Origin of the sequence: Dyadobacter sp. CECT 9275, assembly GCF_907164905.1 — a bacterium.
GTDB lineage: Bacteria > Bacteroidota > Bacteroidia > Cytophagales > Spirosomataceae > Dyadobacter > Dyadobacter helix.
The window spans coordinates 1,307,497-1,323,200 of record NZ_CAJRAF010000001.1 but is presented as its reverse complement, the minus strand read 5'-3'; the positions used below and the strand labels follow the sequence as shown (position 1 = coordinate 1,323,200).

Sequence of the window (15,704 nt, the reverse complement as noted above, 5' to 3'; positions counted from 1 at the left end):
AATGACAAAAAGAATCCTGATCATTGATGACGAAGCCAAACTGCGCGGCCTGCTTGCAAGGATCATACAACTTGAAGGCTTCGAAGTTCTGGAGGCCGGAGATATCCGGTCGGGATTAAAAATACTGGAAAAAACCGATGTGGACATAGTACTCTGCGATGTAAAACTGCCGGACGGCAATGGTGTCGAAACCGCTGGTACTATCAAAACGAGGTATCCTCATATAGAAGTGATTTTGCTCACTGCTTACGGAAACATAGCCGATGGTGTGCAGGCAATTAAAAATGGAGCGTTTGACTACATCACCAAAGGAGACGACAACAGCCGTATCATCCCGCTGATTTATAAAGCAGCTGAAAAAGTTGACCTTAACAAGCGTCTCAACAGTCTGGAAAAACAGCTGGGTAAAAAATATTCTTTCGACCATATCATCGGCCGTTCCAAAAGATTTCAGGAAACTGTAACACTGGCGAAAAAGGTGGCACCCACTGATACCAGCGTTTTGCTTCTGGGCGAAACAGGTACCGGAAAAGAGGTTTTTGCACAGGCTATTCACCTGGCAGGCAGAAGAAACTCCAAATCTTTCGTGGCCGTTAATTGCTCCGCCTTTTCCAAGGACTTACTGGAAAGTGAAATGTTCGGGCACAAGGCCGGTGCCTATACCGGAGCTTTGAAAGACAAAAAAGGGCTATTTGAAGAGGCACACAACGGTACCATATTCCTGGACGAAATCGGGGAAATGGCAATGGATCTTCAGGCGAAACTTTTACGCGTACTGGAATCAGGGGAATTTATAAAAGTGGGCGACAGCAAGATTACCAAAGTGGATGTCCGTGTGATTGCGGCTACGAACAGAAATCTTGAAGAAGAAATAAAAAATGGCACTTTCCGGAGCGACCTTTTTTACCGGCTGTCTGCATTTCAGATTAATATTCCAGCCCTACGCGAAAGAAAAGAAGATATTAAACCTCTGGCCGAAAGTTTTGCACTGAGTATCGGATTGAAAATTGGCAAGAAAATCAAAGGCTTATCTCCCGAGTATGTTACTACCCTTGAAAACAATTACTGGCAGGGAAATATCCGCGAACTGAAAAATGTAATTGAAAGGAGCGTTATCCTCACCGATTCGGAGGAGCTTGATACCGGCACCTTGCCTTATGAACTGACTCAGAAAAAAGCCAGTGCCGGATCCCCTCTCTCCGCATTTGCCATGAACAGCGTAGAAAAGCTCCATATTCAAAAGGTACTCAATTACACCAGAGGCAACAAAGCGGAAGCTGCACGTCTGCTGGAAATGGGAATTGCTACCCTCTACCGCAAAATTGAAGAATACAAGCTTAATCAAAACTTCCCGGGATAAAAACCCTTGCCTTTTATCTGCACCGGGACGGCGGTGGTCGGGCAAAATACAAGTCGGTAACTTCGCTCCGCTAAGAATCCTGTTTTGGCAGTACCTCCCTCGTATACTTTTACAGGCAAGCCCGATGGTATGCAGCGACATCCCATGGCAAATTACTGTACGGTAACAATATCTACCTGATAATCAAATATCTTAGAGATACCAAAACAGTATTACCCGTTGTTATTTACATCCCGTTTCAACATCTAAAATCAAGAAACCATGGCAAAAAAAGACACCCCTGCAAGTATCGTTGAAAACGAAACATCCCCGCATTACTGCACGATGGTCAACGTGCCGCCCGTTCAGCTTCCGCCGGATGTAAGCGGAATGCGGTCGCACATGATCGTGATGACCCGGAAAAAATGGGCCAATGGCACCAAACTTAAATACTACTTTTATAACGGCAGTACCGACGGCTCCCCTGCAAACTGGAAAGGAACTACAACCCAGAAAAATGTCGTAAAAGATGCTTTTGCTGCTTGGAAGAACCTTGGAATTGGATTGGAATTTGGCGAAACAACGGACCGGAACGAAGCAGAGATAAGAATAGGTTTTTTGCCAGGTGACGGGTCCTGGTCGTATGTGGGCCGTGATGTGATTGACCTGGTACCCTCACCTGACGAAAGGACCATGAATTTCGGTTGGGATATTACTCATGAAATGGATACTGCCATACACGAAATAGGCCACACGCTGGGAGCCCCACATGAGCACCAGAACCCGTTTGCGGGTATTGTGTGGGATGAAGAGGCTGTATATGCTTCTTTGGCACAACCACCAAACAGCTGGTCGCGTGAAACGACTTTTCATAATATTATCCGTAAGCTATCGCCGACTGAGGTAGAAGGCTCTACTCACGACCCCAATTCGGTAATGCATTACCCCTTTGGTCCGGGGATGATCAAAGAACCGGCGGAATTCCGTAATGGTATCAACCCGGCCGGTGGTCTGTCGGCAAAGGATAAAGAATTTGTCAGAAAATTTTATCCGCCGCTGGTGGCCGCTGATTATATCGAAATGAAGGTTTCGCAATCCCAGGTACTGGATATTAAAGCGGGCCAGCAAAAGAATTTTGTCTTCAAGCCGCTGACTTCCAGAAAATACAAGATAGAAACCTTCGGTGCGATGGATACCGTCATGGTACTCTTTGAAAGAACCGCCGGAGGCGAGGTATATCTCTCAGGCGACGACGACAGCGGTACCGATTTCAATTCAAAAATTAATATCAGGCTCATCAAAGGACGTGAATACATCGTCAGGCTCCGGTTATATTATGCAGAAAGGGAAGGAAGCGGATCGGTGATGGTCTATTAACGGAATGATTTACTTCATTAAAAAACAGGAAGCCCGGCGAACCGGGCTTCCTTCATTTCTGATATGTACGAGGATTACTTTATATCTTCGTAATCAACATATTCTCCCCCTTTAAACCGGGATTGATTGGCGTCCGGAGGAACACTATCAACCCTGACACCTGGCTTACGTGCTCTTTCCTGCTCCGCCCTGAACTGCCGCTTTTGCTCTTTGACCAGCTGGCGCCCTACCAGTAAATGGAAGATAAATCGCCTGAAGATGGGCACAAAGGCAATCAAAAGAAAAAATATGATGAGAATATTAAATACCAGCTTCATTTTTCACATGTTTATAACCTCTTTCAATAACGTAAACTTAATATATATCGCGTAGAATTGAAAGAAAACCTGAGGAACGATCTGTCCGACTGGCCTGATGGACAAAAAGAGTGACAACCGGTGATATAAAGGAAAAAGGATTTCGTACCACACCACTTTCGTTTATTTCATTTTGCACAAGCTTAGCACATTTCCGTTTTACAAAGCCATCGCTTTGGAGTTTTCAACTACTTTTTCGTAGTAGGCTTCATACTGGGGCAATATTTTTGCCACATCAAATTCCTTGGCCCTTGCCAGCGCATTTTCCTTAAATGTCTGCAAATTGGAATCATCTAGTATGTAAGCAGCGTGGCGTACCATGTCATCTACATCACCAACGTTACTCATAAAACCCGAATAGCCCTGCACATTCAACTCGGGAAGTCCACCGGCATTTGAAGTGATGATCGGTACTTCGCAGGCGAGAGCCTCCAACGCCGCCAGACCAAAACTTTCCGACTCGGATGGCATCAGAAAAAGGTCAGCAACAGAAAGCACCTCTTCTATGGCATCAAGTTTGCCCAAAAAGCGAACATCCGACAACATATCCAGATCCTTGCACAAACGCTCGATCCGTGCCCTCTCCGGACCATCTCCTACAAGCAGCAGCTTGCTTGGCGTTATTTTGCGGAGCTTATCAAAAACCAGTACCACATCATCAATCCGCTTTACTTTTCTGAAATTTGAAGTATGTACAATCAGCTTTTCATTGTTCGGACAAATGGCCAGTTTAAAATGATCCTTTTTCTGCCGGTTGAATCTTTCCAGGTCTATAAAATTGGGAATCACCTCAATATCCCTGGTAATATTAAAATGCGCGTAGGTATCTTTTCGAAGTGAGTCAGAAACGGTAGTAACCCCATCCGACTGGTTGATACTGAACGTAACAACCGGTTCATAGGATTCATCTTTCCCGACCAGGGTGATATCCGTACCGTGCAGCGTTGTAATGACCGGGATATGAATACCCTGCTGAGCGAGTATCTGCTTGGCAAGGTAGGCCGAAGACGCATGCGGAATAGCATAATGCACGTGCAAGAGGTCCAACCCTGCACTTGCCACCACATGCACCATAGCACTGGACAGAGCCGACTCGTATGGTGGGTACTGAAACAAAGGATAAGCAGGGATATTTACCTCGTGATAATATAAATTTTCGTTAAAAAAATCAAGTCTTTGCGGCTGTGAATATGTAATGAAGTGAACCTGGTGGCCTGCTTTCGCCAGTGCTTTGCCAAGTTCGGTAGCTACCACACCACTTCCTCCGAAAGTAGGGTAACATACAATTCCTATTTTCATAAATTATGATCTAAGATAAATACAAATCTGATCAGGGATGGAACCTCCCTGTATTACTGTGTAGCCAGATAACACAAAACATTATTTTTTAATCCCAAAAGGAACAGAAAACTCCTAAAATTCGATTTATAGATTAAAGTTGAATAACTTTAATGTTGGAACCAGCCAAATTACCTCCCACAAACCGAATGAATGTGTCTGCCCGATCCAAAGCAAGAATCAGGGATTATATTGCCGGAAGCGTACGCCTTGTCAGGATGACAAACCTGGTGATTGTTGCGCTGACGCAGTATTTGACGCGTATCCTCCTGATCGGGCCGAAAGAAAACTGGAAGCAGATCATCACCGATTATGACATGTTTTTTCTCTCGCTGTCAACGGTTTTTATAGCAGCAGCAGGATACATCATCAACGATTATTTCGATATCAAAATAGATATTGTCAACAAGCCCGAACGCGTGGTGGTGGGTCGTTACCTCAAAAGGCGATGGGCTATGGGAGCGCACCAGGTCTTCAATGTATTAGGAGCAGCACTGGGGATGGTCGTCAGTCCATGGATTTTCCTGGTCAATGTATTTTCCATCACCCTGCTGTGGTTTTACTCTGAAAGATTTAAACGCCTGCCTTTTATCGGGAATTTTATTGTTTCGCTGCTGACCGGCTTGTCGTTACTGATCCTGACTGTCCATTATCCAGCCAATCGTCATCTGGTACTTATTTACGCCATATTCTCTTTTTTTATCTCACTCATCCGGGAAGTGGTCAAGGATATGGAAGATATCCGGGGAGACGCAGCGCATGGCTGCCGGACCCTCCCGATTATCTGGGGAATCAGAAGGACCAAAACGTTCCTTTACATTGTAGTCGGTTTTTTTGTGGTGGTTTTATTCAGCATGGCCAGCGCTTTGGAAAACCGTTTGCTTTTAATCCTGTTCTTTATGCTCCTCCTGCCTTTGGGTTGGCTCACCTTCCGCCTTACCAAAGCCGATACTAAAAAGGATTTCCGAAAAATCAGCAGTATCAGCAAGATCATCATGCTGCTGGGCCTGATGACCATGCTGGTTGCGTGAGTCATTTGCACGCGGTACAGTACTTATCAATTCCCGGTTGCCCCAAATACAAGATACCTGCTGGTGAAAGCCGTTTTCTTCATAGCTTTGTAATCTAAAGAATAACCTTCCCCCGATCAAGGTTCGGATATTGCTGTTTTGGATTTCATATAAATCATTCATGAAAAGAATTGCCATTTTTGCCTCAGGTTCAGGTTCCAACGCCGAAAAGATCTGTTCTTATTTTGAAGGAAGAACGGATGTGGAAGTATCCCTCATCCTGACCAATAATCCGCAGGCAGGCGTTATTGCCAGAGCCCGGAAATTCCATATCCCTTCGGTTGTTTTTGATCGCAAGAGTTTTTATGAATCCGAAAAAATACTTGATTTATTAAAAAATCAAAAGATTGACTTCATCGTTCTGGCAGGTTTTATGATGCTAATTCCGCCGTTTCTGGTGGAGGCATACCCCGGCAAAATGGTCAATATCCACCCAGCTCTTTTACCTAAATATGGAGGGAAAGGCATGTATGGGCATTTTGTGCATGAGGCCGTAGTAGCCGCCGGAGAGCGGGAATCGGGCATAACGATCCATTTTGTGAACGAGTTTTACGATGAAGGTAACATCATTTTCCAGGCAAGCTGCGAGATAACACCAACCGACAGCCCCGACGACGTGGCAAGCAAGGTACAGGTGCTTGAACATGCGCACTACCCCGAAGTGATTGATAAGGTCATCACCGAGTCGACCAGGTAACATGCTCTATTTCTTCCTTGCCGTTTTGTTTACCGTAGCGCTTTACCTCATCATGAGGGCCTATCCGCGTTATGGGGTAAATTCTTTTCATGCGGTAGTTTTCAACTATTACTCCTGTGTCCTGACGGGGCTGGTGCTAACGCCTGACCTCCGCGTTTTTACAGAAGTAAGCTGGTCCTCAACAGGTACATTGCTCACATTGGCGCTCGGAATCCTGTTTGTGATTGCATTTATACTCATCGGGCGCACGGCGCAGAAGGTAAGCGTAACGGCCTCTTCCCTCTCGGCCAACATGTCCCTGGTCATTCCTGTGATTTTCGGCCTGTTTGTGTTTCAGAATAATAATAAGGTTTTTACAGGTACCAATTATCTGGGGCTGGTACTGGCCGTTCTTGCGCTGGCATTAGGTGCCATCCAAAAAAAAGAAGCATCCTCCATAGCGGTTCCGGGGAAAACCCCGGTGATGGTGGTACTCTTACCCGTTCTGACTTTTTTTGCAAGCGGCACCAATAATACACTTATCAATTACCTGTCGTCCACTTATTATGCACCGGGGCACACAACTGTTTTTATGATCATAGCCTGCTCCGGGGCGATTCTGGTGGGTACTATTTTGTTGCTGCTGCGCGTGGTTTACAACAAAGAAACTGTTGCCTGGAAAAGTGTGGCTGGCGGATTGTTACTGGGAGTACCCAATTTCCTTTCTCTTTATTTTCTGCTGAAGGCGCTTTCGTCTTTCGGTAACAGTGCAGCTTATGTTTTCCCGATTTATAACATACTGACCATGCTGGTGGCATCTTTTACTGCGTGGGTGGTATATCAGGAAAAGCTCAATAACCTTAACCGGCTGGGACTGGTGATTGCCGTCATTGCGGTAATTCTTATTTCTTATCAGGAACTCGGTTTGTAGTTCACTTAACAATTAAAAAATTTGGATAGTAACAGGCAACCATTGCTGCGGATCGGACAGCCGAAATCGGCTCTCAATAAAAAGCAGCAGGAATTTAATACCCTTATTGATACAATTGAAAAAACAGAAGCTACCATCGCAGACCTTCATCGTGCGTTCAGCCATTTGCTGCAACGCGCGGATCAGGAACTGAAACCGCTGACTGCTGAATATCAGACGCACCGGGTGGAAGTGGTCAGGATCATGGAGAGCGCCTACAAAAGCGACCTGCTCCGAAAGGCATATCTTACCAAACTTGCTTACCTCATTTCGGAAAACAGCCTGGACCTGATCCGCCAGGGAGTGGAAGAACTGATCCCTGTTTTTGATCAATACAATGATATCAGTTATGAGGCATTGTTGAAACAGCCACTGGAAAGCAACGAGGAGACAGCGGAGGAAATCCAGGAAGACTTGCCTCAAAACTCCAAAACTGCTTTCCAGGACCCATCCAATTTCTATGAATGGGATGAAGAAGAACAACTGCGCTGGAAAACCGAAAAACGGCGGATGCAGGCAGAAGAACAAAAAGAAGCAGCAAGACAAATTCTCGACAGGCATAAAACCAGCCGCGCTGTGCGATCTATTTACCTGGATCTGGTAAAAGCCTACCACCCCGACCTTGAACGAGATGAGAATGAAAAACTTAAGAAAACCGCTTTGATTCAGGAGATTACGGCAGCCTATCAGAAAAACAATCTGCTCGAACTATTGAAAATGCAGATCGTCACGGATCATTCAGCAGAAGTAACGCTGGAAAATTTAACCAAAAACGAACTTACCTACTATAACAAGGCACTGAAACAGCAACTGGAATATCTGGACAACGAAAAAGTGCTGATCCAAAACCAACTTGCCGGCTTATGCCATATTCCGCCACAGCATATCCAGTCCTTTAACATTGCCGATATCCAGTTCAACAGCATTGTCAACCAGGCAAAATCCGAAATCAAGAACATTAAGCATATCATCACCGTCTGGAAGGATATCACCCGGCTGAAGGCTTACCTGAAAACCTATCAGATACCGGAGAATTAGATAAAGCTACTGAAGGCTATTGTTAAATAATCCCACGAAATGTAGAAGATAGTACTCAGTATTTCCGAGGTGCCAGAATTGTAATCATTCAATATGGCCTGATCCTGAGGCGGTCTTCCAAATTGTTGCCATATACCGGTGTAACGGGTATACTATTTGAAACAGGCTGGATAAACCGACCACCAGCGTCTTATGAAAAATAGCATTATTTTATTAATCACAGGCCTTTTAATTGCCTCACAGTTACACGCCCAGGAGAATGTCTCGATAGGCCCGATCGCGGGAGTTTCAATCGCTAATTTTCGGGGAGATATCTCCAATAACAACTGGAAACCCGGACTAACCGTCGGCGGATTCTATAACTACAGCTCCCGGAGCGGATTTGGTTTCAGCGGCCAGCTCCTGTACACACAGCTCGGCGCAAAGGTTAACAATAAAACCAACGAAGTAAACCTGCACTATATTCAGGTACCTCTTCTGGCTACCTTCTTTTTTGGTAAGTACGGAGACCGTCTTCGACCCAAATTGTTTCTTGGCCCCAATGCCAATTTCCTTCTTGCCGCTACTGATAAGGATGGCAAGAATATTAATGGAGAAAGGAACGATCCTGTTTACAACCCTTTTGACCTTGGCCTCACCTTTGGCGGCGGACTTAATTACCAGCTCCAGAATAAGATCTGGCTCAATCTGGACGCCCGGTACGGACTTGGCCTACTGGACGTAAGCCGCATCCCCAATAACAGAGTTTACAATCATAATTGGGGTATTAACGTGGGGTTGAGCTTCCCGCTGGGAACTTACAACAGCAGAACAGGTAAGCTAAGAACAAGATGAGCCACTGAGATTTTTGACATTCACACTTCAGAATAAATAAAAACCAGATAAAGTCCGGAACCCCGAGGCGCATAGCCCCCAGGTTCCGGGCTTTGTTTTATGAAAAGGAGAAAACGGTGTTCCAACTATAAAATCTTACCTTTGTATCTTATTTATCAGAACTGTAATGACTTTTGAAGACCTCAACCTGACCAAACCACTGCTCAATGCACTTGCGGATTTAGGTTATACCACACCCACTACCATACAGCAAAAAGTATTTTCTGTGACTATGTCCGGACAGGATGTTTGCGGCATTGCCCAAACCGGAACCGGCAAAACATTTGCCTATCTGCTGCCTTCATTGCGCCAGCTTCAGTTTTCCAAAGAAAGGTTGCCACAGCTGCTGATCATTGTCCCCACACGGGAACTCGTGGTGCAGGTGATGGAAGAGACAAAAAAACTCAGCGCTTACATGACCGTGGAAACGGTGGGGGTTTACGGCGGAGGGAATATCAAAATTCAGATGGCCGAAGTGAAAAACGGCGCCGATATTATTGTTGCCACACCCGGGCGCCTGGTGGATCTCATCATGAACGGCTCCCTTAAAGTGAAAGCTGTTAAAAAACTGATTATTGATGAAGTGGACGAAATGCTGAACCTGGGTTTTAGGGCACAGCTTACCAATATACTGGACCTGATCCCTCAGCGTCGGCAGAATCTGCTGTTTTCTGCCACCATTACCCAGCATGTGGAGCTGCTCATGAAAACCTATTTCAACAATCCCGTGCGGGTGGAGGCGGCTCCAGCCGGTACCCCCTTGGAAAACATTGAACAGAGAGCCTATCTGGTGCCTAATTTTTATACAAAGGTAAATCTGCTGGATCTGTTGCTGGAAGAAAACGAGGATATGACCAAAGTCCTCGTATTTACCGCCACAAAAAAGCTGGCCGACCAGCTTTTTGCACAAATGGAGGTGGCATACCTGAACAAAGTGGGCGTAATACATTCCAACAAGGAACAAAACAACAGATTCAATACCGTCAGGCAGTTTCAGGAAGGAAATTTCAGGATCATTATTGCAACCGATATCATTGCCCGCGGACTGGATGTGGCAGAGGTATCCCACGTGATCAACTTTGACATTCCCGAAACACCTGAAAATTATATTCACAGGATCGGAAGAACAGGACGTGCTGATAAAAGAGGCATTGCCATTTCATTTATTACCGAAGCGGAAAAAGAATTCAGGGATAATATTGAAGAGTTGATGAATTACCAGATTCCTGAACTGCCATTACCCGAAAATCTGAAAATTTCAGAAGTGCTTACTGAAGATGAACAGCCGAAGATTTTCATGAAGTCGATTGAGCCGAAAAGGCCGAAACCGGAAGATGTGGGGCCCGCCTTCCATGAAAAAAAAGCAAAGAATCAGAAAGTAAACGTCCGCCGCAACCACGCCGAAGAAAAAATGAGAAAGTACGGCCGGCCGATCAAACGATCTGGGAAAAAATAAACAAGCTACGGGCAGCTTAACCATGGCCCGGAAATTGAAGCAAAACTGGGCCATCCGTCCAAAATAATTGAGGTATGAGTATCTGGGAAATATTTCAACGTTTGCAGCCGTATGTAAAACCCTATTACCGCCAGATTATCTTTGCACTTTTCCTGACATTACTCGGTGCCATTACCGCTCAGGTCAATCCGTGGGTCTTAAGGCATACGGTTGATTCGGTTCAGGCCATGCTGGACCAAAAATGGGGTATTTCCCAGGGCAAGGAACTTTTGATACAAATATCACTGATCCTTTTCGTTAAGGAAATCGTCAACTCCCTCATTGTTTTCGGGCAGCGGTACTTTGGTGAAAAAATCAGGATCCGTGTTTCCAGCGATCTGGCACAGGAAGCCGTGGGCAGTATCCTGACCTACGATCTTTCATTTTTTAACGACAACGACAATCAAAAAGGCAAACTTCAGACCCGCATTGACCGCGGTGTGGAAAGCCTCACCAAGCTCATCCAGAATTTTTTCATAGATATTCTGCCGCTTTTTGCAAATTCCGCAGTAGCACTTGGAATCATGTTTTCGGCCAATGTATACGTAGGAGCCATAGCACTGGCCATTTTGCCGGTTTATTTCTGGGTAAGTTACAGGCAGGCAGGAGAGTTACAGGGAGTCAGGCGTAAGTTGAAAAAGCAACGGGAGAATAAAAGCAGCGGGCTGATCAACCTGATCGAATCCATTATTGTGATCAAGTCTTTTGTACAGGAAAATTTCGAAGCGAAAAAACAGTACCAAACACAGATGGAGCTGACAGACTCACAGCTCAAAACCCGCAAAACCAACTTCCTCTACGACGGTATCAAAAGTTTCATTGAGCAGATAGGGGTGGTACTTATCATTATTCTGACAGCCTATCTGGTGCTGGATCAGCAGATGTCCATCGGGGCCATTATGTTCCATATCCTTCTGTTCAACAACGTGTCCGCGCCCATACGCCAGTTACACAGGATATATGACGAGATGAACGATGCACTCACCTACTCCGAAGGTTTTTTTGATATTCTGGATGCAGCATCCACTGAGCAAAGCGGCAAATTTGCACCCGGAGTCATCCAAGGAAATTACCTTTTAAAGAACATCTCTTTCACATATCCCAACGGCACCAAAGCACTTTTCAATGTTGATATGCATATTGAGCCCGGAAAAACAACCGCGCTGGTCGGGCTGTCAGGTGCTGGGAAAAGTACGCTGATTAACATCCTGGTCGGATTTTACCGTCCTGATTCCGGAGATATTCTGCTGGACGGCGTACCCCTGAACCGGTATGATTTGGCTGTTTTACGGAGCCAGATCGGCATGGTATTACAGAAGAACCACATTTTCAAAGGCTCTGTTACAGAAAACATCCGTTACGGAAAAATGGATGCTACCGAAGAAGAAATTAAAGAAGCTGCTAAAAAAGCATATCTGCACGACCAGATACTGGAATTACCGCATCAGTACGCATCGGACGCACAACTGCTTTCTGGCGGGCAGCAGCAACGCATTGCTATTGCGAGGCTGTTCCTCAAAAACCCACCTGTTATTTTTCTGGATGAGCCCACTGCAAGCCTGGACGCGATCGCTACCGAACAGATAAAGAACAGCCTGGACGCCATCAAGAAAGGCAGAACCGTCGTAATCATATCGCATAGTTTGTCTCAGATTCTGGATTCGGACCACATTTACGTGTTAAAAAAAGGTCGGATGGCCGAGCATGGAACGCATAACGAATTATATCAGCAGGATGGAGTTTACCGTGAGATCTTCAATGCATCGGCCCGCAGCCTGAACCTCGACAAAATGGTGGGACTGTGGGAAACAGACAACCGAAATGCTCCCTGATGCCTTCCAAAATCAGGACAGGTTGTGAATGTCTTATTTTGAAAACCATTATGTTTTTAAAAAATAATCAGACAAATAATCTATATATATTACAAATATTACCAAGCAAAATGGCTAATTAAATTTAAATAATACAATTAGGCATTCATAATTCAGATGATTGTCAAAAATATTTTTTCAACCCAAACATCCAAATGCTGCTGATCATCGTAAATATGGATACAAGCGATGGTATAACCCCGATTTGTTGGAATGTGTAGCGGTACCTCGAAAACAACAGGTTAGATAAACGACAAGTAGAACAACAACTAATGAGGACGATATGCTGCAGCTAGCGAAACGGTCCATTAGTAATATATAGATATTAAAGACTATTGTGGAGGGTAAGGTAATGCTTAGAGCGTAAACCAAAGGTTTATCGCTCTTTTTTGTATGCTCATAAAAAAACCCGATAAGAATAAATCCTACCGGGTAGTCATACGCCATAGTGAATATCAGTGACTTTCTTTCTGTTTTTCCAGATTGAAAAGATCGTTCAAAACATCAATCAGAGTTTCTGCTTCTCCTCTTTTGCAAGCTGCTTTTAACTGCAAAACCGGAAGTTTTAATATTTTCTGCATCATGCTTGCCGTGATCCTGTCTACTTTTTCAAGCTCACTTTCCGACAAACTTTTGGTAAATCGTGTTAATTCCTCTTTTCTGATACTCTCCAGGGCACCTTTCAGTTTCTGAATGGTCGGAGATACAATCATTTCTCTTGACCAGTCATTAAATTCAGTAACAGCTTCTTCAATGATCTCCCTGACATGCGGCACAGCATCCATACGGCGGTTCAAAGCCTCATCTGCCCGTGAACGGATGGAATCAATGGTATACAACATCACTCCGGGAATTTCTTCCACTTCCGGAGAAACACTGCGGGGTACCGAAAGATCAATAAAATATTTGAAAGACATGCCGCGCAGCCGAACCATCATCTCTTTGGTAAAGAAAGGCTTGTCGGCGGCGATGGAAGTAATGATGATATCAGCTCTTGAAATTTCTGTTTCTATATCCTCGACCTCGGCAAAACGGAAACCCAGCTCCTGCGAAAGTTTTTCGGACCTGCTTTTGGTTCTGTTCACCAGCGTAACATCAGCACCTTCCTTTTCAGCCAGGTTACGGCAGACGTCTGAGCCAATTTCACCCAAACCTGCAATGAGTATCTTGGGATTGGGCATCAGGCCTTCCAGTAACTCCACGGCAGCATAAGAAACCGACGCTGCTCCGTCCCGGAAAAATGTTTCCTGCGCTACTCTTTTATTGGCAAAGAAAATAGTATGTAATAGTCTGTGCAGGAAAGGTCCCGCCATGTTCAGATCAGCAGACCATTGATAGGCATGTTTAATCTGGTTCGGAATCTGCATATCGCCTACCACCTGCGAATGCAGGCCCGTAGCAACTTCAAACAAATGTTTGACGGCAGACTCTCCGGAAGAAAATAATTCAAAATAAGGAAGGAAGCGAGGGATATCGGTAACCCCTTTTTCCAGGAGTAACAGCTTCACAATCTGGCCATTCAGGTCATCCGCTGCCGAATAATAGATTTCTGTTCTGTTACAGGTCGAAACCACCAGCACATCGGCAATGTCAAAGAAGTCCTTTAACTTAATCATGATGCCCTTGGCACCTTCCTCAGTCAACGCAAGCTGTTCCCTGATGTCAACAGGGGCCTTCTTATGCGATAAACTAACTGATTTGAACTGATTGTACATCACTATTTCCGATTCGATTTACAAAAGTACTTCACAATATTCAGATTAAGAACCCAATCAAAACGAAGCTCACTTATTTAGAAATCATATAAATAAAGCAGCCTTTTGTCATGTAAATTTCCGACGACAATACGGGTCAGATTATGACGAAAGTCAGTTATTTTCCTGATTCATGAAACACACATTTGCTTAAGGCCCCACTAACCTTGAATATTTTACGTTATTTGTAGGAGTAAACAATTTTACGGGCCAAAATGTGCCTCCGACCTGCATGGTTACCGCAACCCCGAAAAAAAAGCCGCGCTTCAGATTACATCCTGTGGCACTTTTAAACAGTCAGAAACTCAGGCGTTCTTTCATGGATACCTACGAGCAGAAAAGCCTGTTTAAATATGTAATTGCCATTATCCTGCTTTTTCTGAGCATCGGCTCTTTGTTTTACACCAATTATCTGGTAGACAAGCTGGAAGAAAGGGAAGAAAGAGAAGTCCGTCTGTATGCAAAAAGTCTGCAGTATGCCATTAACAGCCAGCCGGGAGAAAATTTTACAGTGGTCATGGAAGTGATAGAAGATGCTGTCAATTTCTACCAGATCCCGGCGATATATGTTGACCAGAACGGCTTTCCTCAGGAAAAGATCAATATGAAATTCCCTAAGAACAGCTCCAGAAAAGAGCAGGAGGATATCGTAAACAAAAGCCTGGCCAAAATGAAGCAGGAGCACCCGGCTATCCCGGTTGAAATAACCGGCTTGGGCAAGGGGTATATCTATTACAGCAATTCGTTTCTGCTTACACAACTCCGGCTGTATCCTTTCATCTCCCTTTTTGTGATGCTGTTCATAGGTTACCTGGCTTACCTGGCATTTAGTTCAGCACGCAAGGCAGAACAGAACAGGGTTTGGGTAGGGCTTGCGAAAGAAACGGCCCACCAGTTGGGCACACCGCTTTCTTCGCTCATGGCATGGGTGGAATACTTCCGGTCCGAGCCATCAATTGATCCTTCTATCGCTGAGGAAATAGAAAAGGATGTGATCCGCCTGGAAATGATTACCACCAGGTTTTCCAACATTGGCTCCGTACCCACCATGAAGGAAGAAGTAGTGGCCGACGTCGTCAGCAATTTCATTTCGTACCTTGAAAAACGGGTTTCCTCCAAAGTGAAATTTTATGTTTCCAACGAACTGGCGAACGGACAAACCGTATTAATGAACAAAAATCTCTTTGAGTGGGTAATTGAGAATATCTGTAAAAATGCCGTTGACGCCATGGCAGGTGTGGGAGAAATAAACGTAATACTGCAATCACCACCGCTCACTAAGGAGATACGGATCGATATTTCGGATTCGGGAAAAGGGATGAGCAAAGCCAATATGAACAAAATCTTCAACCCGGGCTTCAGTACCAAAAAACGTGGCTGGGGCTTGGGGCTTACCCTTGCCAAGCGGATCATCGAAAACTACCACTCGGGCAAGGTCTTCGTTAAAAGTTCCGAGATTGGCAAGGGAACTACCTTCAGGATAATTCTGAATGCGAAGATTATTGGAGAGGAAGAGCTGAAAAAGGTATAAACATAGCAGCAGGTAC

Annotated in this window: 13 protein-coding genes; 10 read left to right on the top strand and 3 right to left on the bottom strand. The window is 44.9% G+C overall.

Features of this window, described 5'->3' with window-relative positions; translation table 11 throughout:
• Position 1 precedes the first annotated feature (1 nt).
• Entirely contained in the window at positions 2-1,360 is a 1,359-nt protein-coding gene (locus tag KOE27_RS05420; protein WP_215237808.1) for a sigma-54-dependent transcriptional regulator, read from the top strand.
• 261 nt (positions 1,361-1,621) lie between these two features.
• Positions 1,622-2,716, top strand: a complete 1,095-nt coding sequence (locus KOE27_RS05415; RefSeq protein WP_215237807.1) for a M12 family metallopeptidase — start codon at positions 1,622-1,624, stop codon at positions 2,714-2,716.
• 74 nt (positions 2,717-2,790) lie between these two features.
• Here the strand turns inward: KOE27_RS05415 and KOE27_RS05410 are convergent, their stop codons facing one another.
• Together KOE27_RS05410 and bshA are read right to left on the bottom strand one after the other, a co-directional pair.
• A complete protein-coding gene (locus KOE27_RS05410) occupies positions 2,791-3,033 on the bottom strand; it encodes a DUF4834 family protein (protein ID WP_215237806.1) in 243 nt (80 codons plus the stop codon).
• Between the two features lie 198 nt (positions 3,034-3,231).
• On the bottom strand, positions 3,232-4,371 hold the full coding sequence (gene bshA / locus KOE27_RS05405; RefSeq protein WP_215237805.1) for an N-acetyl-alpha-D-glucosaminyl L-malate synthase BshA: 1,140 nt from the start codon (positions 4,369-4,371) through the stop codon (positions 3,232-3,234).
• Between the two features lie 188 nt (positions 4,372-4,559).
• Between bshA and KOE27_RS05400 the strand changes: the two genes are divergently transcribed.
• The 7 genes from KOE27_RS05400 to KOE27_RS05370 all read left to right on the top strand — a co-directional run bounded on the left by KOE27_RS05400 (position 4,560) and on the right by KOE27_RS05370 (position 12,364).
• Positions 4,560-5,441 carry a geranylgeranylglycerol-phosphate geranylgeranyltransferase gene (locus KOE27_RS05400; RefSeq protein WP_215237804.1) on the top strand — a complete coding sequence of 294 codons (882 nt, stop codon included), beginning with the start codon at positions 4,560-4,562 and terminating at the stop codon, positions 5,439-5,441.
• A 160-nt stretch (positions 5,442-5,601) separates the two neighbouring features.
• Complete coding sequence (purN, locus tag KOE27_RS05395; protein ID WP_215237803.1) at positions 5,602-6,177, top strand: phosphoribosylglycinamide formyltransferase; 576 nt, start codon at positions 5,602-5,604, stop codon at positions 6,175-6,177.
• Position 6,178: 1 nt separating this feature from the next.
• A complete protein-coding gene (locus tag KOE27_RS05390) occupies positions 6,179-7,087 on the top strand; it encodes a hypothetical protein (RefSeq protein ID WP_215237802.1) in 909 nt (302 codons plus the stop codon).
• Between the two features lie 21 nt (positions 7,088-7,108).
• A complete protein-coding gene (locus tag KOE27_RS05385) occupies positions 7,109-8,164 on the top strand; it encodes a hypothetical protein (protein WP_215237801.1) in 1,056 nt (351 codons plus the stop codon).
• Between the two features lie 192 nt (positions 8,165-8,356).
• Positions 8,357-8,998 carry a porin family protein gene (locus KOE27_RS05380; RefSeq protein ID WP_215237800.1) on the top strand — a complete coding sequence of 214 codons (642 nt, stop codon included), beginning with the start codon at positions 8,357-8,359 and terminating at the stop codon, positions 8,996-8,998.
• A gap of 166 nt (positions 8,999-9,164) precedes the next feature.
• Complete coding sequence (locus KOE27_RS05375; RefSeq protein WP_215237799.1) at positions 9,165-10,493, top strand: DEAD/DEAH box helicase; 1,329 nt, start codon at positions 9,165-9,167, stop codon at positions 10,491-10,493.
• Between the two features lie 74 nt (positions 10,494-10,567).
• Positions 10,568-12,364, top strand: coding sequence for an ABC transporter ATP-binding protein (locus tag KOE27_RS05370; protein ID WP_215237798.1), 1,797 nt, complete (start codon positions 10,568-10,570; stop codon positions 12,362-12,364).
• Between the two features lie 494 nt (positions 12,365-12,858).
• Here the strand turns inward: KOE27_RS05370 and hemA are convergent, their stop codons facing one another.
• The gene (gene hemA / locus KOE27_RS05365) at positions 12,859-14,118 is read right to left on the bottom strand and encodes a glutamyl-tRNA reductase (RefSeq protein WP_215237797.1); all 1,260 of its coding nucleotides are present in this window, start codon (positions 14,116-14,118) and stop codon (positions 12,859-12,861) included.
• A 358-nt stretch (positions 14,119-14,476) separates the two neighbouring features.
• Here hemA and KOE27_RS05360 point away from each other — a divergent pair, with 358 nt between their 5' ends.
• On the top strand, positions 14,477-15,688 hold the full coding sequence (locus KOE27_RS05360; protein WP_229252653.1) for a sensor histidine kinase: 1,212 nt from the start codon (positions 14,477-14,479) through the stop codon (positions 15,686-15,688).
• The last annotated feature ends 16 nt before the right edge of the window (positions 15,689-15,704 follow it).